The 20,091-nt window shown below is 69.1% G+C and carries 19 protein-coding genes; 8 read left to right on the top strand and 11 right to left on the bottom strand.

What is annotated here, in order from left to right:
- The first annotated feature begins 197 nt into the window (after window positions 1-197).
- From hutU to hutG, 3 genes are all read left to right on the top strand, one after another.
- A complete protein-coding gene (gene hutU / locus AC1DKV_RS15070) occupies window positions 198-1,871 on the top strand; it encodes a urocanate hydratase (protein WP_441643177.1) in 1,674 nt (557 codons plus the stop codon).
- Window positions 1,872-1,958: 87 nt separating this feature from the next.
- Window positions 1,959-3,266, top strand: a complete 1,308-nt coding sequence (locus AC1DKV_RS15065) for an MFS transporter (RefSeq protein ID WP_441613075.1) — start codon at window positions 1,959-1,961, stop codon at window positions 3,264-3,266.
- A gap of 28 nt (window positions 3,267-3,294) precedes the next feature.
- Window positions 3,295-4,269, top strand: a complete 975-nt coding sequence (gene hutG / locus AC1DKV_RS15060) for a formimidoylglutamase (protein WP_441613320.1) — start codon at window positions 3,295-3,297, stop codon at window positions 4,267-4,269.
- Between the two features lie 96 nt (window positions 4,270-4,365).
- Here the strand turns inward: hutG and AC1DKV_RS15055 are convergent, their stop codons facing one another.
- The gene (locus tag AC1DKV_RS15055; protein WP_441613074.1) at window positions 4,366-6,042 is read right to left on the bottom strand and encodes an L-lactate permease; all 1,677 of its coding nucleotides are present in this window, start codon (window positions 6,040-6,042) and stop codon (window positions 4,366-4,368) included.
- A 364-nt stretch (window positions 6,043-6,406) separates the two neighbouring features.
- Between AC1DKV_RS15055 and AC1DKV_RS15050 the strand changes: the two genes are divergently transcribed.
- Window positions 6,407-7,054 (top strand): LysE family translocator, encoded by a 648-nt coding sequence (locus tag AC1DKV_RS15050; RefSeq protein WP_441613073.1) that lies wholly within the window; start codon window positions 6,407-6,409, stop codon window positions 7,052-7,054.
- A gap of 17 nt (window positions 7,055-7,071) precedes the next feature.
- On the opposite strand, the gene AC1DKV_RS15045 is transcribed toward AC1DKV_RS15050, so the two are convergent.
- The 8 genes from AC1DKV_RS15045 to AC1DKV_RS15010 form a co-directional block, all read right to left on the bottom strand.
- Window positions 7,072-7,716 carry a glutathione S-transferase family protein gene (locus AC1DKV_RS15045; protein ID WP_441613072.1) on the bottom strand — a complete coding sequence of 215 codons (645 nt, stop codon included), beginning with the start codon at window positions 7,714-7,716 and terminating at the stop codon, window positions 7,072-7,074.
- 165 nt (window positions 7,717-7,881) lie between these two features.
- Complete coding sequence (locus tag AC1DKV_RS15040) at window positions 7,882-9,069, bottom strand: aminotransferase-like domain-containing protein (protein WP_441613071.1); 1,188 nt, start codon at window positions 9,067-9,069, stop codon at window positions 7,882-7,884.
- 36 nt (window positions 9,070-9,105) lie between these two features.
- On the bottom strand, window positions 9,106-9,435 hold the full coding sequence (locus AC1DKV_RS15035) for a DHCW motif cupin fold protein (RefSeq protein WP_441613070.1): 330 nt from the start codon (window positions 9,433-9,435) through the stop codon (window positions 9,106-9,108).
- 103 nt (window positions 9,436-9,538) lie between these two features.
- Window positions 9,539-9,997 carry a RidA family protein gene (locus AC1DKV_RS15030; RefSeq protein ID WP_441613069.1) on the bottom strand — a complete coding sequence of 153 codons (459 nt, stop codon included), beginning with the start codon at window positions 9,995-9,997 and terminating at the stop codon, window positions 9,539-9,541.
- An 11-nt stretch (window positions 9,998-10,008) separates the two neighbouring features.
- The gene (locus AC1DKV_RS15025) at window positions 10,009-10,941 is read right to left on the bottom strand and encodes a DMT family transporter (protein ID WP_441613319.1); all 933 of its coding nucleotides are present in this window, start codon (window positions 10,939-10,941) and stop codon (window positions 10,009-10,011) included.
- A gap of 75 nt (window positions 10,942-11,016) precedes the next feature.
- Window positions 11,017-11,670, bottom strand: a complete 654-nt coding sequence (locus AC1DKV_RS15020; protein WP_441613068.1) for a LysE family translocator — start codon at window positions 11,668-11,670, stop codon at window positions 11,017-11,019.
- Entirely contained in the window at window positions 11,667-12,383 is a 717-nt protein-coding gene (locus tag AC1DKV_RS15015; RefSeq protein WP_441613067.1) for an alanyl-tRNA editing protein, read from the bottom strand. Before AC1DKV_RS15015 ends, AC1DKV_RS15020 begins: the two co-directional genes overlap by 4 nt.
- A gap of 102 nt (window positions 12,384-12,485) precedes the next feature.
- Window positions 12,486-13,166, bottom strand: coding sequence for a VOC family protein (locus AC1DKV_RS15010; RefSeq protein WP_441613066.1), 681 nt, complete (start codon window positions 13,164-13,166; stop codon window positions 12,486-12,488).
- Window positions 13,167-13,250: 84 nt separating this feature from the next.
- Here AC1DKV_RS15010 and AC1DKV_RS15005 point away from each other — a divergent pair, with 84 nt between their 5' ends.
- The 3 genes from AC1DKV_RS15005 to AC1DKV_RS14995 all read left to right on the top strand — a co-directional run bounded on the left by AC1DKV_RS15005 (window position 13,251) and on the right by AC1DKV_RS14995 (window position 17,401).
- Window positions 13,251-14,768: an aminotransferase-like domain-containing protein gene (locus AC1DKV_RS15005; RefSeq protein ID WP_441613065.1), complete on the top strand. Its 1,518-nt coding sequence runs from the start codon at window positions 13,251-13,253 to the stop codon at window positions 14,766-14,768.
- Window positions 14,769-14,883: 115 nt separating this feature from the next.
- Entirely contained in the window at window positions 14,884-16,797 is a 1,914-nt protein-coding gene (gene htpG, locus AC1DKV_RS15000; protein WP_441613064.1) for a molecular chaperone HtpG, read from the top strand.
- A gap of 91 nt (window positions 16,798-16,888) precedes the next feature.
- Window positions 16,889-17,401, top strand: a complete 513-nt coding sequence (locus AC1DKV_RS14995) for a DNA-deoxyinosine glycosylase (protein WP_441613318.1) — start codon at window positions 16,889-16,891, stop codon at window positions 17,399-17,401.
- Here AC1DKV_RS14995 and AC1DKV_RS14990 read toward each other — a convergent pair.
- The gene (locus tag AC1DKV_RS14990; protein WP_441613063.1) at window positions 17,391-17,855 is read right to left on the bottom strand and encodes a GNAT family N-acetyltransferase; all 465 of its coding nucleotides are present in this window, start codon (window positions 17,853-17,855) and stop codon (window positions 17,391-17,393) included. The two genes, AC1DKV_RS14995 and AC1DKV_RS14990, sit on opposite strands and share 11 nt — an antisense overlap.
- A 125-nt stretch (window positions 17,856-17,980) precedes the next feature.
- Complete coding sequence (locus AC1DKV_RS14985; RefSeq protein WP_441613062.1) at window positions 17,981-18,754, bottom strand: alpha/beta fold hydrolase; 774 nt, start codon at window positions 18,752-18,754, stop codon at window positions 17,981-17,983.
- Between the two features lie 231 nt (window positions 18,755-18,985).
- On the opposite strand from AC1DKV_RS14985, the gene AC1DKV_RS14980 reads away from it, so the two are divergent.
- Window positions 18,986-20,091 (top strand): HD-GYP domain-containing protein (locus AC1DKV_RS14980; protein ID WP_477137627.1); only part of this gene is annotated, 1,106 nt, incomplete at its 3' end.

The raw sequence follows: 20,091 nt of genomic DNA, 5'->3' as shown, positions 1-20,091 counted from the left end.
TGCGCTGCAAGCGCCGCTTTCTGGCCATATTGGCCGCTTCCGCCATTCGCGATGGACGATATCCGGGAAATCACCAATACATCTATGCTTGTCTATACAACACTATACACGCACAGCACAGCCACACAGCGGCATGTGCAGGCCTCATTCCCGCGACATTCAGGCGCCATCCCAGCGCCATCACCAAGGAGTCCCCCGTGAGCGACAACTTCCGCTTCCGCGATGTAGAGATCCGCGCCCCGCGCGGCAGCCAGCTGAACGCCAAGAGCTGGCAGACCGAAGCGCCGCTGCGCATGCTGATGAACAATCTCGACCCGGAAGTGGCGGAGAACCCCAAGGAACTGGTGGTGTACGGCGGCATCGGCCGCGCCGCGCGCAACTGGGAGTGCTACGACAAGATCGTGGCCACGCTGAAGACCCTGAACGACGATGAAACCCTGCTGGTGCAGTCGGGCAAGCCGGTGGGCGTGTTCAAGACGCACAGCAACGCCCCGCGCGTGCTGATCGCCAACTCCAACCTGGTGCCGCACTGGGCCAACTGGGAACACTTCAACGAACTCGACGCCAAAGGCCTTGCCATGTACGGCCAGATGACCGCCGGCAGCTGGATCTACATCGGCAGCCAGGGCATCGTGCAGGGTACCTACGAGACCTTCGTCGAAGCCGGCCGCCAGCACTACGACGGCAGCCTCAAGGGCCGCTGGGTGCTGACCGCCGGCCTGGGCGGCATGGGTGGCGCGCAGCCGCTGGCCGCCACGCTGGCCGGCGCCTGCTCGCTGAACATCGAATGCCAGCAGGCCAGCATCGATTTCCGCCTGCGCACGCGCTACGTGGATGAGCAGGCCAGCGATCTCGACGACGCGCTGGCCCGCATCGCCAAATACACCGCCGAAGGCCGTGCCGTCTCCATCGCGCTGTGCGCCAACGCCGCCGAAGTGCTGCCGGAACTGGTGCGCCGCGGCGTGCGCCCGGACATGGTCACCGACCAGACCAGCGCCCACGACCCGCTCAACGGCTACCTGCCGGCAGGCTGGACCTGGGGCCAGTACCGCGACCGCGCGCAGACCGACCCGGCCGCCGTGGTCAAGGCCGCCAAGCAGTCGATGGCCCTGCACGTGCAGGCCATGCTGGACTTCCAGAAGATGGGCGTGCCCACCTTCGACTACGGCAACAACATCCGCCAGATGGCCAAGGAAGAAGGCGTCGAGAACGCCTTCGACTTCCCCGGCTTCGTGCCTGCGTACATCCGTCCCCTGTTCTGCCGCGGCGTGGGCCCGTTCCGCTGGGCCGCGCTGTCGGGCGACCCGCAGGACATCTACAAGACCGACGCCAAGGTCAAGGAGCTGATCCCCGACGACGCCCACCTGCACCGCTGGCTCGACATGGCGCGCGAGCGCATCAGCTTCCAGGGCCTGCCGGCGCGCATCTGCTGGGTTGGCCTGGGCCTGCGCGCCAAGCTCGGCCTGGCCTTCAACGAGATGGTGCGCAGCGGCGAACTGTCGGCGCCGGTGGTGATCGGCCGCGACCACCTGGATTCCGGCTCGGTGGCCAGCCCCAACCGCGAAACCGAAAGCATGCGCGACGGCTCCGACGCCGTGTCCGACTGGCCGCTGCTCAACGCGCTGCTCAACACGGCCAGCGGCGCCACCTGGGTCTCGCTGCACCATGGCGGCGGCGTGGGCATGGGCTTCTCGCAGCATTCCGGCGTGGTGATCGTGTGCGACGGCACCGATGAAGCCGCGGCCCGCATCGCCCGCGTGCTGCACAACGATCCGGCCACCGGCGTGATGCGCCATGCCGACGCCGGCTACGAGATCGCCATCGACTGCGCCCGCGAACAAGGGCTGAACCTGCCGATGCTGGGCCGCTGAGCGGGCTGCCGAGCATTCCCCCTCGCCTGCGCGGATCGCCATGATGGCGCGCAGGCCGCCCCCAACCCTTCGCCAGGGATACTGATCATGTCTTTCGACACCACCGCCCCCGTCGCGCCTGCCCTGAGCGGCGCCGCGCCCGCGCCGCTGTCCAGGTTCAAGTCCATTGCCGCCATCACCATCGGCAACGGCCTGGAGTTCTACGACTTCGTGGTCTACAGCTTCTTCGCCACGCTGATCGGCCGCCTGTATTTCCCCGTGGCCGACGCCACCGGCCAGTTGCTGCTGTCTTTCGCCACCTTTGGGGTGGGCTTCCTGATGCGCCCGCTGGGCGGCCTGGTGATCGGCATGTACGCCGACCGCGTGGGGCGCAAGCCGGCGGTGGCACTGACGCTCTGGCTGATGGGCCTGAGCGCGGTGATCTTCGTGGTGACGCCCACCTATGCCCAGATCGGCATCCTGGCGCCGGTGCTGATCCTGCTTGCGCGGCTGGTGCAGGGCTTTGCCATCGGCGGCGAGATGGGGGCCTCCACGGCGCTGCTGCTGGAATACGCCGACGATCGCTCGCGCGGCTTCTACACCAGCTGGCAGCCGTTCAGCCAGGGCCTGGCGGCGCTGCTCGGCGCGCTGGTCGGCCTGCTGCTGAGCAATGTGCTCGATCCTGCCGACCTGCAGGCCTGGGGCTGGCGCGTGGCCTTCGCCATCGGCATCCTGGTGATTCCGGTGGGCCTGGTGATCCGCCGCCGGCTGGAGGAGACCGCGCCCGCGGCCAATGCATCGGAGCGCGGCTCGTCCATGCAGTTGCTGCGCGAGCATCGCCGCGCGCTGGTGGCCAGCGTGCTGCTGATGATCGGCGTGGCTTCGTCGACCTATATCGTCGTCTACTACCTCAGCAACTACGCGGTCTCGCAACTGCACATGCCGCTGTCGCTGGGCATCTGGGCGGCCTGCGTGGCGGCCGGCGTGCAGGTGGTGCTGTCGCCGTTCGCGGGCTGGCTCGCCGACCGCTTCGGCCGCCGCCCGGTGGTGCTGTGGTCGCGCGTGGCCCTGCTGGTGATGATCTATCCCGCCTTCGTGCTGATCAATGCCGAGCCCAGCCTGACACGCCTGCTGATCGTGGTGGGTTGCCTGTCGGTGCCGATGTCGATGACTTCGCCTGCCTCGATGGTGCTGGTCAGCGAAGTGCTGCCGCAGCGCTTGCGCGCCACCGGCCTGTCGATTGCGTATTGCATTGCCATCGCCATCTTCGGCGGCTTCGCGCAGTTCTTCTCGACCGAGCTGATCCATCTCACGGCCAATCCCAATGCGCCGGCCTTCTACGTGATCGGCTGCGGCCTGGTCTCGCTGATCGGCCTGGCGATGGTGCCCGAAACGCTGGGCCGGCGCCTGAAGTGAGCAGGCAGTCATGAGCGAGATGGACCCGATGGCTTCGGTGAGCCCGGCGCAGGACGCGGCGGGGGCGGCAGGCGGCGGCGCTGTCTGGCGCGGCCGCACCGATGGCAACGAGCGTGGCGACACGCGGCGGCTGTTCAATGTGGTGCGCACCGGCGGCAGCGCGCGCGTGGCCGGCGCGCCGGCGTTGCTGGGCTTTTGCTGCGACGCCGGCGTGCTGCGCAACCAGGGCCGGCCAGGCGCCGCCGGCGGCCCGCGCGAAATACGCCGCGCGCTGGCCGGCATCCCGGCGCACGGCCTCGCCGCGTTCCATGATGCGGGCGATATCGTCTGCAGCGACGGCGACCTCGAATCCGCGCAGCAGGCGCTGGCCCAGGCCGTGGCCACGGAACTCGCGCAGGGCGCCTTCGCGCTGGTGCTCGGCGGCGGCCACGAGATTGCCTGGGGCACGTGGCAAGGCCTGCGCGCGCATCTCGACGCGCGCGGCGACAACGGCCGCGTGCTGGTGATCAACCTCGATGCGCATTTCGACCTGCGCACGGGCCGTCCCGGCAGCTCGGGCACGCCGTTCGACCAGATCGCCGAAGCTTGCCGCACGCGCGGCCAGCGCTTCGAATACAGCTGCCTCGGCGTGAGCCGTCTCGGCAATACCGCCGCGCTGTTCGCGCATGCTGACGCGCTCGGCGTGCACTACGTCGAAGACGTGCAGATGCAGGAGCGGCACCTCGATGCGCGGCTGGCCGAACTGCAGGCACGCATCGACGCGGTGGACCACGTCTACCTCACCATCGATCTCGACGTGCTGCCCGCAGCGGTGATGCCGGCGGTGTCGGCGCCCGCGGCGTATGGCGTACCGCTGCCGGTGGTGGAGGCGGTGGTGGCATGCGCGCGTGCCAGCGGCAAGCTGCGCGTGGCGGATCTGGCGGAGTTCAATCCGCTGTATGACCGCGATGCCTGCGGCGCGCGGGCAGCGGCGCGGCTGGCATACAGGTTGATGGCGGGCTGATGGCCCGTGACCCCGAACCGCGCGCCAAAGCAAAAACCCCCGCCTTCGACAGCGGGGGTTTTGCCTTTGCAGCAGCGAACCGGATGCCGCGCCGCGCTAGTGGATCACCATCTGCGTGAACGGGTGCACATACGCTTGCAGCGTAATGAACAGGCCGACGAGGATCGCCAGCGAGATCGAGTGGAAGAACACATAGCGCAGGATCTCGCCCTCGTGCCCGTACCACTTGGTGGCGGTGGACGCCACCACGATGGACTGCGCGTCGATCATCTTGCCCATCACGCCGCCTGAGCTGTTGGCCGCGGCCATCAGGACCGGCGACAGGCCGAGCTGCTCCGCGGTGGTTTTCTGCAGGCCGCCGAACAGGACGTTGGACGCGGTGTCCGACCCGGTCAGCGCCACGCCCAGCCAGCCCAGCAAGGTGCCGAACAGCGGGTAGAGCACGCCGGTGTGCGCGAAGGCCAGGCCCATGGTGGCATCGAGGCCCGAATAGCGCGTCAGGTAGCCGATGCCGAACATCGCGCAGATGGTCAGCAGCGAATACTTCACCAGCTTGATGGTTTCCCAGTACTCCTTGAACAGGCGCGGCACCGAGTAGCCCATCAGCAGGCCGCCCAGCAAGGCCGAGGCCAGGATGCCGGTGCCCGCCATCGACAGCACGTTGAAGGCGAACACCGCGCCTTCGGCGGTGGGCTTGGGTACCACCGGAGGTACCTTGAGCACGGCTTTGTCGAGGCCGGGGATGGGGAAGCGCCATTGCCAGATGCCGTCCATCAGCTTCTTGAACTCCGGGATGCCCCAGACGAAGACGAACACGGTCAGGATCACCCACGGCATCCAGGCCTTGACCACCGAGATGCCGACGGAGGCGGCGCTGGCGCGCGCTTCCGCGGCCACGGCTTCGGGGTCGTCGACCTTGGAGTCGTCATGGCGGCCCAGGATCCGCGTGGAGGTCCAGATTTCCCTGGGCTTCCAGACCTTCAGGAAGAGCGTCAGCGAGGCCATCGAGATCAGCGCGGCGATCACGTCCACCAGCCACGGGCCATGGAAGTTCGATACCAGGAACTGGGGAATGGCAAAGGTGACGCCGGCCACCAGGATGGCGGGCCAGATCGCCAGCATGCCGCGGAATCCCGCGAAGGCCCAGATCAGCCAGAACGGCACCAGCACCGAGAAGAAGGGCAACTGGCGGCCGACCATGGCCGAGAGGTGCAGCAGGTCCAGGCCGGTGACCGAAGCCAGGCCGATCAGCGGCGCGCCCAGTGCGCCGAATGCCACCGGCGCGGTATTGGCGATCAGCGCCAGGCCTGATGCGGCCAGCGGCGAGAAGCCCAGGCCGATCAGGATGGCACCGGTCACGGCCACCGGCGTGCCGAAGCCGGCCGCGCCTTCGAAGAAGGCCCCGAAGCTAAAGGCCACCAGCAGCAGTTGCAGGCGCCGGTCTTCGGTGATGCCGGAGATCGAGTTCTGCAACACCTTGAACGACCCGTTGAGTGTGGTCAGCCGGTGCAGGAAGATGATGTTGAGAACGATCCAGCCGATCGGGAACAGGCCGGAGACGATGCCGAGTCCGGCCGCCTTGCCGGCCATGGCTGCCGGCATGCCGAACACGGCGGAGGCGATGACCACGCCAATCACCAATGCCAGCCCGGCGGCCAGGTGAGCCTGCAGATGAAAGAAGGCAAGTGCCGCCAGCAGCACGGCCACGGGAACCCCGGCAGCCAGCGTGGACAACGCCATGCTGCCTAGCGGGTCATAGATTTGACTCCACACGATTGAATCCTCCTCGGGTTGGGCGGCAGGTTTTCTCTTCTTTTACTCCGGCCTGCCATTTCTCGGCTCTTCTGGCTTTTGCCCTGGCGTCCTTGCGGGGCGCGCAACGGACAAACTTCGGATTTTAGGGATGGGTTCCTGCCGCGCCGCCCTAAATCGGATCACCAGCATCATGAGCCGGATTCAGGGATCAGGGTTCGCCTGGGGGCAGGCTGGCGCACACCCGCACCTAGGGCAGATTACTCCAAACGTGCCGTTCCGCAAATGTATGCCCGCCACGGCTGGCCGGTGGCAGAATGCCCGGATCGTTCGCACGCTCGTCCCGCGCGGCGCAATTCCCCCGCGATCCCGAAGGAGCTTTGTCATGCACCATGCCATTCCCGGCGGCGCGTTGTTCGCCGCCTTCCTCCTGGCCAGCCTGGTGCTGGCGCTGACGCCAGGGCCCGCGGTGATCTACATCGTCACGCGCACCCTGTCGCAAGGCCGGCGCAGCGGCCTGGCCTCCGTGGCCGCCGTGGCGCTGGGCAACCTGGTCAATGCGCTGGCGGCGGCGCTGGGGCTGGCGGCACTGTTCGCGGTGTCGGCGCTCGCGTTTGCCGTGGTCAAGTACGCAGGCGCGGCCTATCTCGTCTACCTTGGCGTGCGGGCCCTGCGCGCGCGCCCGGCGGATGACGCCGCCGGGCAGGCACCGGCGGCCAGCCTCGGCAAGGTGTTCCGCGACGGCATGGTGGTGGCCATGCTCAACCCGAAGACGACCCTGTTCTTTGCCGCTTTCCTGCCGCAGTTCATGGACCCGGCCGCGCCCGCGCTGCAGCAGAGCATGGCGCTGGGCGGCATCTTCGTGCTGGTCGCGTCCTTCACCGATTGCTGCTACGTGCTGGCCGCGGCGGCGGTGCTGCCGCTGCTGGCGCGCGCTCGCGGCGCAAATGCCGTTGGCCGCTATGTGACGGGCGGGGCGCTGATCGGACTGGGCGTGCTCGCCGCGGTATCGGGCGGGCGCCACGGCAAATAAGCCGGGCCGGCCTCACCTCAGGCCAGCGGCAGGACGAGGATGCCCGCCGCGGCGGGCCGGGCGCGCATGGCGGCCACCCAGCGTTCGAGGTGAGGGCGCGGCTGGCGCGGCGCCGGCATGCCAAGCCAGCGGTGCGCCGAGCAGGCCAGCGGGATATCGGCCATGGTGAAGCGGTCGCCGCAGATGAATTCGCGGTCGGCCAGGGCTTCGTCGAGACGGGCCGCGAGCGGTTCGGTGCGTTCGAGGGAGCGGGCGACCAGGGCCTGGTCGCGTTGCCCGGCCGGCACCCGCACGAGCTGGCGGAAGGCGTCTACCATGGCGGGACTGAAGGCATTGGTCTGCCAGTCCATCCAGCGGTCGGCCAGGGCGCGCGCCTTGACGTTGCCGGGCCACAGCGAGTCGTCGCCGTCATGCGCGCACAGGTAGCGCACGATGGCATTGGACTCCCACAGCACGAAGGGCTCGCCGCCCAGGTCGGTGCCGCGGAAATCCTCGATCACCGGGATCTGCCGGTTCGGGTTGAGCCGCACGTAGGCCTCGGTGTCGAGGTCGCCCTCGCGGATGCCGATGTCGATGCGCTCATGGTCCAGATGCAGCTCGCGCGCGCACCAGACCACTTTCTGCACGTTGATCGATGAGAGTCGACCCCAGATACGCAGCACGAACACCTCCTCCTTCTGGCGGGGGCCGCGGACCGGCCCGGACGAACGGGTGATGGCCGTTATCTTGCCATGAAGCCCGCCGCCCAGGTATCGGCCAGGAGATGTAGCCGTGTTGCATGGTGTGGCCCGCCGGGGCGACCCGGCCGGCCAGCCAGCTCAGCCGGCTCAGGCTGCCTTGGCCTGCGGCGCGTGCTTGGCGATGGCTTCGCGGAACAGCGTGCCGAGGATGGCCACGCCCTGCTCGATACGCTCCGGCGCCACCGTGACGAAGGCCAGGCGCAGCGCATTGCGGCGCGGATTGCTGGCGTAGAACGGCGCGCCCGGCACGTAGGCCACGTTGCGCCTGACCGCCTCCTGCAGGATCTCCATGCTGTCCAGCCCTTCGGGCAGCTCCATCCAGATGAACATGCCGCCTTCCGGCGCGTTCCAGGTCACGCCTTCGGGCATGTGGCGCGCGAGCGAATCCAGCATGGCCTGGCATTGCGCGGCATACAGCGTGCGGATGGTGGGGATGTGGGTGTCCAGCAGGCCGTCGCGCACCACCTCGTAGGCCAGGCGCTGCGTGAAGCTGGGCGTGTGCAGGTCCGAGGCCTGCTTGGCCTGGCACAGCTTGAAGTGCAGGTCGGGCGGGGCGATCACGTAGCCCAGGCGCAGGCCGGGCGCGAGGATCTTGGAGAACGAGCCCATGTAGATCACGCCGTCCGGGTTCATCGACAGCAGGCTCGGCAGCTGGTCGCCGCGGTAGCTCAGCTCGCCGTAGGGATCGTCCTCGACCAGCAGCACGCCCAGTTCGCGCGCGCGCGCCACCAGCGCCTGGCGGCGCTCCAGCGGCATGCGGCGGCCGGTGGGATTCTGGAAGTTGGGCAGGGCGTACAGGAAGCGCGCGCCGGCGGTCAGCTCGGGCGTGAGCGCTTCGGGCAGCAGGCTCTTGTCGTCGCCCGGCACCGAGACGAATTCCGGCTCGAACAGCGAAAACGCCTGCAGCGCGCCGAGGTAGCTGGGCGTCTCCACCAGCACCGGGCTGCCCGGGTCGATCATCACCTTGGCGATCAGGTCCAGCGCCTGCTGGGAGCCGGTGGTGATCAGCACGCGTTCCACGCCCACGTTGTGACGCCTGGCGATGAACTCGCGCAGCGGCATGTAGCCTTCGGTGGCGGCGTACTGCAGCGCGGCCTGCGGGTTGTCGGCGAAGATCCGGGCTACCGCCTGTTCCATGGCCGCTACCGGGAACGTGGCCGGCGAGGGCAGGCCGCCGGCGAAGGAAATGACTTCCGGACGCTCGGTGACTTTCAGGATTTCGCGGATGGCCGAGCTGGTCAGCTGTTGTGCCCGGCGGGAGATGGCCCAGTTCATGATGGTCTCTTGGTATGGGAGTCGAGCGCTCTCGACTCAGTCAACGATAAAAAGCCGCGCGCCGGTCGGCGTGGACGAACGGTGCGGCTCGGCATGGTCGGCAACCTGGTAGCTCGTGCCAGCGCGGAGCACGAACTGCCGGCCGTCTTCCAGCTCGGTATGCAGCTCGCCTTCCAGTACAAACAGGATGTGGCCCTTGGTGCACCAGTGATCGGCGAGGTAACCGGCAGAATACTCCACCATGCGAACCCGGATATCGCCGAACTGGCGGGTGCGCCAGAGGGCTTCCCCGGAATCGCCGGGGTGGCGGGTCGGGGCGATCCCGGACCAGTCGGTGGTGCCGAAGGGCAGGTTGTCGATACGCATGGGGCGGGGCGTGAATCCTGTCGTTCCGTTCTGTTCTGTTCTGCCTTGCAGCCGGCGGGCCGGCTGCGCGGGTTCTGCATGCGGCCACGGATGGCCGCGGCGCTTACTTGACTTCGACGATCATCTCGATCTCGACGCACGCGCCCAGCGGGATCTGCGCCACGCCGAAGGCGCTGCGGGCATGCTTGCCGGCGTCGCCGAAGACTTCCACGAGGAATTCCGAGGCGCCGTTGGTCACCAGGTGCTGCTCGGTGAATTCCGGGGTGGAGTTGACCAGGCTCATCACCTTGACGATGCGGGTGACGCGGTTCAGGTCGCCGCCGAGGTGGCCATGCAGCGTGGCCAGCAGGTCCACGGCAATGGCGCGCGCGGCGGCCTTGCCGTCTTCGGTGGCGAGGTCCTTGCCGAGCTTGCCTGCCCAAGGCTTGCCGTCCTTGCGTGCGATGTGCCCCGAAAGGAACACGGTGTTGCCGGTCTGGGCGGCCATCACATAGGCCGCGGCGGGGGCGCCGGCGGTGGGCAGTTCGATGCCAAGGCGGGCAAGGGTGTCGTAGACGGACATAGGGTCTCCTGTCAGTGGGGTCGTCCCGTAGGGATGGGGTGGGGTTCTTCGACGGCGGGCGCGGTGCCCGCGGGGGCGCTGCGCACGGCGGTGCGGCGGCCCAGGGCCACCACGCCGATCACCGCCACCGCGAAAGCGAGGGTGACGGCGTCGAGCGGCTCGGCCAGCAACAGGGCGCCGCCCGCCAGCGTGAGGAACGGCTGCAGCAATTGTATCTGGCCCACGCGGGCGACGCCGCCTTTTGCGAGGCCGGCGTACCAGAACAGGAAGCCGATGAACATCGAGAACACCGACACATAGCCCACGCCGAGCCAGGCGCGCGGCGAGGCGGCGGCGATCTGGCCGGCATGCGTCAGCGCCAGCCAGGCCACCACCGGCAGCAGCAATGGCAACGCCACCGCCAGCGCCCAGCTGATGGTTTCCAGCCCGCCCAGCTCGCGCGACAGCTTGCCGCCTTCGGCATAGCCCAGCGCGCCCAGCACCATGGCGGCGAACAGCAGCCAGTCCGCGTGCTGCAGCCCGCCGGCACCCTGCCACAAGGCAAAGGCGACCACCAGCGCGCTGCCGGCCGCCGCCGCCAGCCAGAACGCCGGCGAGGGACGCTCGCGGCCGAACCAGGCGGCAAACACCGCGGTAGCCAGCGGCAGCAGGCCGGTGATGATGGCGCCATGCCCGGCCGGCACTTCGCGCATGGCGAGCGAGGAAAACAGCGGGAAACCGACCACCACGCCCAGCGCCGTCACCCCCAGGCGCCACCACTGGTTGCCGCGCGGGCGGCGCGCGGCGGCGAAGGCGCCGCGCTGCCACAGCAGTGCCAGCGCCGGCAGGGTTGCCACCACGGCGCGCCCCAGCGCCACGAAGGTAGCGTCCAGCTCCGCCACCGCCATGCGGGTGAAGGGCAGGGTCTGGCTGAATATGACCACGCCGACCAGGCCCAGCAGCATGCCGCCGCCGTGGGTGGCCTGCGCGGTTGCGTCGAGGCGTGGCAGGGAAGAAGGGTTGGCAGCCATGGTTGTGCGTCAGTGAGAAGCGGGGCCGCCGGACAGCGCGATCCACAGGGCGGTCAGGGCCAGCGACAGGCCCATCGCGCGGTTGAACCAGCGGATGCGGTTACCCACCTGCAGCCAGTGCCGCAGGCTGGCGCCGATCGCGCCGTAGAGACCGTTGCTGAGAAAGCCGAACACGCCGAACACCGCGCACATCAGCAGCACGCGCTGCAGCGGCGACTGCGCGCCGGCCATGTACGAGGCGGCGGTGGCCAGCGCCAGCATCCACGCCTTGATATTGGCGTACTGCAGGATCACCGACTGCCACACGGAAAGCGGCCGCAGCACCTGCTTGTCGCTCAGCACGGTGCTGCGCGCAAGACGCAGTGCCAGCCACAGCAGGTACAGCACGCCGGCCGCGTGCACCAGCAGCCCCAGCGCGGGGCTCGCCAGCACCAGCGCGCCAACGCCGGTGGCGCACAGGGCCACGATGCTGGCAAAGCCGAAGGCCACGCCCACGCAATGCGGCAGCGTGGCGCGCAGGCCGAAGTTGGCGCCGGTGACGGCGGCGATGGTGGTGTTGGGGCCGGGCGTGAAGGCGCCCACCGCCAGCAGCGTGAGCAGCGCGGCGAACTGCGCCATGGACAGCCCGGTCAGCAAGGCCGGGCCTGCGAGCGCGCCCGTCATGCCGCGAACTGCACCACCACGCGGCGGTTGGTGCGGCTTTTCTTTTCGATCTTGGTCACCACCACCGCGCCGATCTCGCCGGTGGCGGCCACATGGGTGCCGCCGCAGGGCTGGCGGTCCACGCCGGGGATCTCGATGATGCGGATGGCGCCGCTGCCGGCCGGCGGCGCCGCGCCCACGGTGCGCACCAGCTCGGGCTGCGCCGCCAGTTCCTCGGGCGTGATGCGCTCGACGCGGACCTGGCTGTCGGCCGTGATGAGGGCGTTGAGCTGCTCGGTGAGCACGCTCTTGTCGAGCGTGGATTCGGGCAGGTCGAAGTCGATGCGCGCCGAATCCGGCGAGATGCCGCAGCCGGTCACCGGCACCGGGATCAGCGAGCCCAGCAGGTGCAGGCAGGTGTGCAGGCGCATCAGGCGGTGGCGGCGCTCCCAGTCGATGGCGACGGCGACGATGTCGCCCGGCGCGGGCAGCGCGGCGCCCGGGGCCGGCACATGCAGGATATGGCTGCGGTCCGGCGCATGGATCGTCTCGAGCAGGGCGATGGTGGCGCCGTTGGCCAGCCTGAGCGTGCCGGTATCCCCCGCCTGGCCGCCGCTGCGGGCGTAGCACACGGTCTGGTCGAGTTCGATGCCGTCGGCATGCACTGCGACCACGGTGGCCGTGCAGCTGCCAAGATAGGCGTCGTCGTCGAAGCGCTTGCGGGTGGCGGACATTGCTGAAGTCTCCTGCGGTTACTGTTCTTGTCGTTCTTGTCGTTCTTGTCGTGAATGCGGTCCTGCTTGCCGCCTTCGCCGGCTGCGGCGCGGCGCGGCGCGTCAGCGCAGCGTGCGTACGCCGTCCGGCGTCTCTATCTCCGCGCTCAGCTCGGCCATGTCCGCGCTTTCCAGCGCGAGCAGCCCGCCGCCGAGCCATTGCATGGCCGGCCCGAGCCGCGCTGCCTGCGGATGCCGTCCGCGCAGCGCGCGCAGCGCCAGGCCCTGGTCGGGCAGCCGCGCGCACGGGTGGGTCGGCACGTCCCACTGGATCAGGGTGGGCAGCACGCCGTCTCCGGCCACGGCCGGGCCGTCATCGCCGGCCGGCCAGGACGGCAGGCTGCCGTCCTCCGGCACGGTGATGCGCCAGCGCAGGTCGCCGCGGGTCATCGGAATCGCCGGCGCGATACGCGCGGGATATTGCGACTGCCACAACGACAGATCGGTCGGGCGCTCCACCCGGGCCGCCCAGTGCAGCAGGAAGGGCCCGTTGCGCAGGCGGGCCTGCACCGCCTCGGAATCCAGTCCAAACCAGCGCGGCCGGCCGGGAGGCGGAGCCTCGGGGTCGATGGCGATGACTTCCAGGTAGACGCTGCCCGACAGCCTGAGCAGGCGGTTGTGCGTGCCCATGCCGGGATGCGCGCCGCCTGGCTGCACCGGCACGCCCAGCAGATCGGCGACATGCCGCGCGCCCGCGTCAAGCGTGGGGGCGGCGATCACGAGATGGTCGAGAGCTAGCGGCATTGTGTGTTGATGGTAGACAAGGTTGTCGGTACAGTACCTATACAGTTATGCAGATCATTCACAGTACAGTGGCGGGAGCAGGATATGAACAGCGAGGATCTGGCCGCGCCCGGCCTCAAGGATAAGGCAGGCGGCGTTGCCGGCGCGGTTGCGGCCGAGCCGGCGCGCGCCCTGCGCCTGGTGGCGCCGCCGACCGAACGCATGCCCAGCCCGGTGCCGTCGGCGCAGATGACGCTGGTCGAGCAGCTCACGGAGTGGGCCCGGCTGCGCATCGACGAGCGCATCTTCCGCGCCGGCATGCGCATGCCCTCGATCCGCCAGCTGGCGCAGGAAAAGGGCATCTCCCGCTTCACCGTGGTGGAGGCCTACGAGCGGCTGGTGGCGCTGGGCTACCTGGAATCGCGCCGCGGCTCGGGTTTCTACGTGCGCGAGCGCACCCCGCAGGCGCCAGCCGTGGCGCCGGTGGCCACCGGGTCGCGCAATATCGACGTGACCTGGCTGCTGCGCAGCATGTTCCACTCGAGCGAGCCCCACAAATCGCCCGGCATGGGCTTCCTGCCCAACGACTGGCTCGACGGCGAGCTGATCGCCAGCGCGCTGCGCGGGCTGGGCCGCCAGCCGGGCAGCCATTTCCTGGTCAGCGGCACGCCGCAGGGTTTCCTGCCGCTGCGCCAGCAACTGCGCAACCGCCTGGCCGAGCTGGAGATCGGTGCCGTGCCCGAGCAGATCGTGCTGACCTCGGGCATCACCCAGGCGCTGGACCTGATCGCCCGGCTCTACCTGCGCGCCGGCGACGCGGTGCTGGTGGGCGACCCGGCCTGGTTCGTGATGTTCGGCCGCTTCGCCGCGCAGGGCGCGCAGCTGATCGGCATGCCCTATACCGCCGAAGGTCCGGACCTGGAGGCGCTGGAGCGCATCCTGCAGGCACGCCGCCCCCGCCTGATGGTGATCAACTCGGTGCTGCACAACCCCACCGGGACCTCGCTGTCGGCCGCCAAGGCCTTCCAGTTGCTGCGCCTGGCCGAGCAGTACGACCTGCTGATCGTCGAGGACGATATCTACTGCGACCTGTGCCCGCCCGGCCATGCCGCCACGCGGCTGGCCAGCCTCGACCAGTTGCGCCGGGTGATCTACCTGGGCAGCTTCTCCAAGACGCTGGCCGCCAACCTCCGCGTGGGCTTTATCGCCGCGCACCCGGAGATCGCCGCCAACCTGACCGACAGCAAGCTGCTGGCCGGCCTGGCCTCGCCGGAAATCAACGAGCGCGTGCTCTACAAGGTGCTTACCGAGGGCCATTACCGCAAGCATGTGGAGCGGGTGCGCACCAGGCTGGACCGCGCCCGCGACGACACCCGCCGTACGCTGGAGCGCCTCGGCCTGACCCTGTTCCCGGGACAGCATGCCGGCATGTACCTGTGGGCGGATACCGGGCGCGACACCAACGCCATCGCCACCGCCGGGCACGAGGAAGGCTACCTGTTCGCGCCGGGCAGCCTGTTCTCGCCGTCCCAGATGCCGTCGGGCTGGATGCGCTTCAACGTGGCCAGCAGCCAGGATCCGGACATGCTGGCCTTCCTGGAGCGTCAGTTGGGGCGGCGTTAGCTGCACTTGAAAATCATGCCCCGCGTCCCTATGTTGGGGACAACGGCCCGGCGCCCATGTGCCGCGGCCAAGAACCAGATTTTTCGTTTCAGCCAAGTTTGCCAAGAGGAGAACCATGACCGCACCGCACGAGACGATGAGCTTCCAGGCGGAAGTGAAGCAATTGCTGCACCTGATGATCCACTCGCTGTACAGCAACAAGGAAATCTTCCTGCGCGAGCTGATCTCGAATGCTTCGGATGCCACTGACAAGCTGCGCTTCGAGGCGATTGCCAACCCGGCCCTGCTCGAGAACGACGCCGACCTCGCCATCCGCATCGAGGCGGACGCCAAGGCCCGCACGCTGAAGATCACCGACAACGGCATCGGCATGAGCCGCGACGAGGCCATCCGCAACCTCGGCACCATCGCCCGCTCGGGCACCAAGGAATTCTTCCAGCAGCTCTCCGGCGACCAGCAGAAGGACGCCGCGCTGATCGGCCAGTTCGGCGTGGGCTTCTACTCGGCCTTTATCGTGGCCGACAAGGTCACGGTGGAAACGCGCCGCGCGGGCTTGCCCGCCAGCGAGGCGGTGCGCTGGGAAAGCGCCGGCGACGGCGAGTTCAGCGTGGATGCCATCGACCGCGCCGAGCGCGGCTCCACCATCACGCTGCACCTGCGCGAAGGCGAGGACGATTTCCTCTCGGGGTGGAAGATCAAGGGCATCATCCAGAAGTACTCCGACCATATCTCGCTGCCGATCCGCATGCCCAAGGAAGTGTGGGATGCCGAGACCAGCGCGTACAAGGAAACCGGCGAGTGGGAGAGCGTCAACCAGGCCAGCGCCCTGTGGACGCGTTCCAAGTCGGACATCACCGACGAGCAGTACACCGCCTTCTACCAGCACATCTCGCACGACAACCAGGCCCCGCTGGCGTGGACCCACAACCGCGTCGAAGGCCGCAGCGAATATACCCAGCTGCTGTACGTGCCGGCGCGCGCGCCGTTCGACATGTTCGACCGCAACCACAAGGGTGGCCTCAAGCTCTACGTGAAGCGCGTCTTCATCATGGACGAGGCCGAGCAACTGCTGCCGTCCTACCTGCGCTTCGTCAAGGGCGTGGTGGATTCGGCCGACCTGCCGCTCAACGTGTCGCGCGAACTGCTGCAGGAAAGCCGCGACGTGAAGGCCATCCGCGAAGGCTGCACCAAGCGCGTGCTGTCGATGCTGGAGACGCTGGCCGACAGCGAGGACGAAGCCGAACGCGCCAAGTACGACACCTTCTGGCAGCAGTTCGGCCAGGTGCTCAAGGAAGGCCTGGGAGAAGACGCCGGCAACCTCGAGCGTGTCGCCAAGCTGCTGCGCTTCGCTTCCACCCATGAGGACAGCGCCGAGCAGAAGGTGGCGCTGGCTGCCTACGTGGGCCGCATGAAGGAAGGCCAGGACAAGATCTACTACGTCACGGCCGACAGCTGGGCCGCGGCCAAGTCGAGCCCGCACCTGGAAGTGTTCCGCAAGAAGGGCATCGAAGTGCTGCTGCTGACCGACCGCGTGGACGAATGGATGCTGTCCTTCCTGCGCGAGTTCGACGGCAAGGAACTGGTGTCGGTGGCACGCGGCGACCTCGAGCTCGGCGCGCTGGCCGATGCCGGCGAGAAGGCTGAGCAGGAGAAGGCCGAAGGCGACTGGAAGGAAGTGCTCGAACGCGCCAAGACCGTGCTCGACGGCAAGGCCAAGGACGTGCGCGTGACGCTGCGCCTGACCGAGTCCGCATCGTGCCTGGTGTCGGACGAAGGCGACATGAGCGGCTACCTGCAGCGCCTGCTCAAGCAGGCCGGCCAGAAGGCGCCCGACGCCCAGCCGATCCTGGAGCTGAACCCGGACCACGCGCTGGTGCAGAAGCTGCGCGCGCTGGCCGAGGCCGGCCCCGCCGACGAGGCCTTCGGCGACCGCGTGCATGTGCTGTTCGACCAGGCCTTGCTGGCCGAAGGCGGCACGCTGGAAGATCCGTCGGCCTACGTGCGCCGGATCAACAAGCTGCTGGCCTGAGCACGGCTCCGATCCTGACCGGGGGCTGGCCGCCCTCTCCCGCTCGCGGGGGAGGGCGGTGCCGAACATGGCCGTAGACGAAGAACAGACAATGGCGCTCAAGCGCTGCTTCCCGCCCGTGGTCGACGCCGACACTCGGGTGCTGATCCTTGGCAGCCTGCCCGGCGAGGTGTCGCTTGCGCAGAGCCAGTATTACGCGCACCGGCAGAACCGTTTCTGGCACCTGACCGGCGCGGTCATCGGCGAGGACCTGGTGGGGATGGACTACGCTGCGCGCCTGCGCACGCTGCTGGCCCACCGTATCGGCCTGTGGGACGTGGTGGCCGAAGCGCGCCGCGAGGGCAGCCTCGACAGCAACATACGCGACCACGCCGGCAACGACCTGCCCGGCCTTGTCGCCTCGCTCCCCGGTCTCGAAGTCATCGCCTTCAATGGCGGCACGGCCGCGCGCATCGGCGCCAGGGCGCTCGACCAGCATGCCGCGCGGCATCACATCGTCAAGCTGCCCTCCAGCAGTCCCGCCTACACGCTGGCCTATGCGGAGAAACTGCGTGCCTGGCAGGCGCTGCGGGCGTGGCTGTCCGGTCCCCGCGTCACAGGCTGAGCTTGTAGCCCTCGTGGCTGGCCACGAAACCCAGCCTCTCGTAGAAACGGTGCGCATCCGGACGGCCCTTGTCCGTGGTGAGTTGCACCAGCGAGCAGCCACGCGAGCGGCATTGGCCGATCGCCCATTCGAACATCCTCTGTCCCAGGCCCGTGCTGCGCTGGGCCGCGGCGACCCGCACCGCTTCGATCTGTCCGCGCCATGCACCCCGGCGCGCGATGCCCGGGATAAACGATAGCTGCAGCGTGCCGACCACCATGCCGGCGTGGACCGCGACCACGAGGCGCTGGTTGGGGTCGGCCTCGATCGCCGCGAAGGCGCGCAGGTAGCGCTCGTCCAGCGGCGAGCCGACGGTTTCGCGCTGGCTGCCGAGTGCATCGTCGGCCAGCAATCCGACGATGGCGGGGAGGTCGTCCGCCACCGCCGCCCGAAATATCACTTGTTCCATGCCCATGCCCATGCCGCGCGACAAGATGCGCGCCGCTTCGGTGAAGAGGCAGGTATCTTGTCACGCGGCCGGGCGCGGCGCCAGTCGCCACGACGGCCGGCACCGTTGCCGATGTGCGGGTGCCAGGGCGCTTATTGCGCGCTGGCCTGGACGGCGTCGAGGATGACCCTGGCCACGTCGGCCGGCCGTGACTGCTGCGGCACGTGGCTGCTCGGCAGGCTCGTGACCTTGGCGCCGATCTTCCTGGCCATCGCGCGTTCGAGGTCCGGCTGGATCATGCGGTCCTTCTCGCTGACGATGTACCAGGAGGGGCGGGTGGTCCACGCGGCCGTGGTGACCTTCTCGCCGAACGACTTTGCCTGGATGGGACCTTGCGTGACGGCCATGACGCGCGCCTGCGCGGCCGGCACGTCCTGCGCGAAGTCCTGGGCCATCGCCTCGGGCGGCAGCGACAGGTAGCCTTGCGCATCGGCGACCAGCTTGCTGATGCCCGGCGGCGTGGGATAGCCCTTGCCGACGTCTTCGGTGGACTGGCCGGCGTCGGGCGCGAACGCGGCGACGTACACCAGCGCCGCCACCTTGTCGTCGTTGCCGGCCTCGGTGATCACGGTGCCGCCCCAGGAGTGGCCGACCAGCACCACCTTGCCTTTCTGGCTGTCGATGGCGCGGCGGGTCGCGGCGACATCGTCCTGCAGCGAGTTCAGGCCGTTCTGCACGGCCTGCACCTTGATGCCTTTGGCTTGCAGCAGCGGGATCACCTTGGCCCAGTCCGAGCCGTCGGCGAAGGCGCCATGCACGAGCACGACCGCGGGGGCCTGGCCGGCGGGCGCGGCGGCGTGGGCGAAGGTGCCGGCGGCCAGCGCCAGGGCGCCTAGGGCAAGCGAAATGGTTTTACGATGCAGCATGGAGGATCTCCGGTTGGTTGCTCGGCACGGGGTATGTGACTGGAGCCCAGTATCCGGAATTGCGCCGCCGGCGGGGATCGGTCGATTAACCGACCCCTGGCGACGCCGCCGTGTGCTTTTGTGTTCCCATTCGTCATCCGGGCATTCCCGGCTATCCTGCCTGTTTCGCCGCAGTCGCCCGCAGCCGTCCGCAACCGCTCGCAACCGCTCGCAACCATTACCGAACGCCACATGCAAAGCCCAGACACCGTGCCGGTCCGCGACGCCATTCTGGCTCTGGCCTTTATCGGCGACCTGAGCATGGGCCGGCCGACCGACCACTCGCCGCGTACCGCGTGGCTGGCCGCGCAGCTCGCCGCGCTGGCAGGCTGCGGCGCGTCCGGCAGCAGCGCGGCGCAGCAGGTGGCGCTGCTGCGCTGGTCGGGCTGCACCGCCAACGCGGCCGGCTTCGAGGCGCTCCTCGGCGACGACGTGGGCGGCCGCGATGCCATGCTCACGCAGACCTTGCCCGCGCTCAGCCACGCGCAGCAGCGCGACATCGTCCCGCTGGCGGAAATCCACTGCGAGGTGTCGGGCGAGATCGCGGCCATGCTGGGCATGCGCGGCGAGGTGGAGCACGGGCTGCGCAATATCTTCGAGACCTACGACGGCAGCGGCATGCCCGGCGGGCTCCGGCATCCGGAGGTGCCGGAGCTGGTCTATCACGTGGCGCTGGCCAGCGACCTGGAGATCCTCAGCCGCGCCCACGGCCTCGATGGCGCGCTGGCGCGCATCGCGGCGGCGGGCAATCGCAAGTATCCGGACGCGCTGGTGGAGCCGCTGCGCCGCCGCGCGCGCGACTGGCTGGCTGAGCTGGACGGCGAGGCGCCCGGCGTGCCCGGCATGCCCGCCGCGGAGGAAGTCCGCCTGACCGTGATCGCCGACGTCATCGATCTCAAGCTGCCGTGGATGACCGGGTACTCGCGGCAGGTGGCGGAGCTGGCGCGTGCGAGCGCCGCGCTGCAGGGGCTCGATGCCGGGCTGCAGGCGCGGCTGCACCGCGCCGGCCTGATCCACGGCATGGGCCGCGCCGCGCTGCCCAACCGCTTGTGGAACACGCCGGGCCGGCTGCCCCCGTCGGACTGGGAACACATCCGCCTGGTGCCTTACTGGACCTCGCGCGCGGCCCGCCAGATCGGCGACCTTGGCGCGGAAGCGGAGCTGGCCTCGTATGCGTATGAGCGGCTCGACGGCAGCGGCTATTTCCGCGGCCTCGGTGGCGACGCGCTGTCGGCCGCGCACCGCACGCTGGGCGCATCGGCGGCGTGGGCCGCGCTGCGCGCGCGCCGCCCGTGGCG

This window comes from Cupriavidus sp. 05T41, from assembly GCF_056396525.1.
This window is presented reverse-complemented; position numbering and strand designations above follow the sequence as displayed.

Excerpts from the sequence above, each read along its gene's own strand:
- AC1DKV_RS15065 (WP_441613075.1), top strand. The coding sequence starts at position 1,959 with ATGTCTTTCGACACCACCGCCCCCGTCGCGCCTGCCCTGAGCGGCGCC.
- hutG (WP_441613320.1), top strand. The coding sequence starts at position 3,295 with ATGGCTTCGGTGAGCCCGGCGCAGGACGCGGCGGGGGCGGCAGGCGGC.
- AC1DKV_RS15050 (WP_441613073.1), top strand. The coding sequence starts at position 6,407 with ATGCACCATGCCATTCCCGGCGGCGCGTTGTTCGCCGCCTTCCTCCTG.
- AC1DKV_RS15040 (WP_441613071.1), bottom strand. The coding sequence starts at position 9,069 with ATGAACTGGGCCATCTCCCGCCGGGCACAACAGCTGACCAGCTCGGCC.
- AC1DKV_RS15035 (WP_441613070.1), bottom strand. The coding sequence starts at position 9,435 with ATGCGTATCGACAACCTGCCCTTCGGCACCACCGACTGGTCCGGGATC.
- AC1DKV_RS15030 (WP_441613069.1), bottom strand. The coding sequence starts at position 9,997 with ATGTCCGTCTACGACACCCTTGCCCGCCTTGGCATCGAACTGCCCACC.
- AC1DKV_RS15025 (WP_441613319.1), bottom strand. The coding sequence starts at position 10,941 with ATGCTGCTGGGCCTGGTCGGCGTGGTCATATTCAGCCAGACCCTGCCC.
- AC1DKV_RS15020 (WP_441613068.1), bottom strand. The coding sequence starts at position 11,670 with ATGACGGGCGCGCTCGCAGGCCCGGCCTTGCTGACCGGGCTGTCCATG.
- AC1DKV_RS15015 (WP_441613067.1), bottom strand. The coding sequence starts at position 12,383 with ATGTCCGCCACCCGCAAGCGCTTCGACGACGACGCCTATCTTGGCAGC.
- AC1DKV_RS15010 (WP_441613066.1), bottom strand. The coding sequence starts at position 13,166 with ATGCCGCTAGCTCTCGACCATCTCGTGATCGCCGCCCCCACGCTTGAC.
- AC1DKV_RS15005 (WP_441613065.1), top strand. The coding sequence starts at position 13,251 with ATGAACAGCGAGGATCTGGCCGCGCCCGGCCTCAAGGATAAGGCAGGC.
- htpG (WP_441613064.1), top strand. The coding sequence starts at position 14,884 with ATGACCGCACCGCACGAGACGATGAGCTTCCAGGCGGAAGTGAAGCAA.
- AC1DKV_RS14995 (WP_441613318.1), top strand. The coding sequence starts at position 16,889 with ATGGCGCTCAAGCGCTGCTTCCCGCCCGTGGTCGACGCCGACACTCGG.
- AC1DKV_RS14990 (WP_441613063.1), bottom strand. The coding sequence starts at position 17,855 with ATGGGCATGGAACAAGTGATATTTCGGGCGGCGGTGGCGGACGACCTC.
- AC1DKV_RS14985 (WP_441613062.1), bottom strand. The coding sequence starts at position 18,754 with ATGCTGCATCGTAAAACCATTTCGCTTGCCCTAGGCGCCCTGGCGCTG.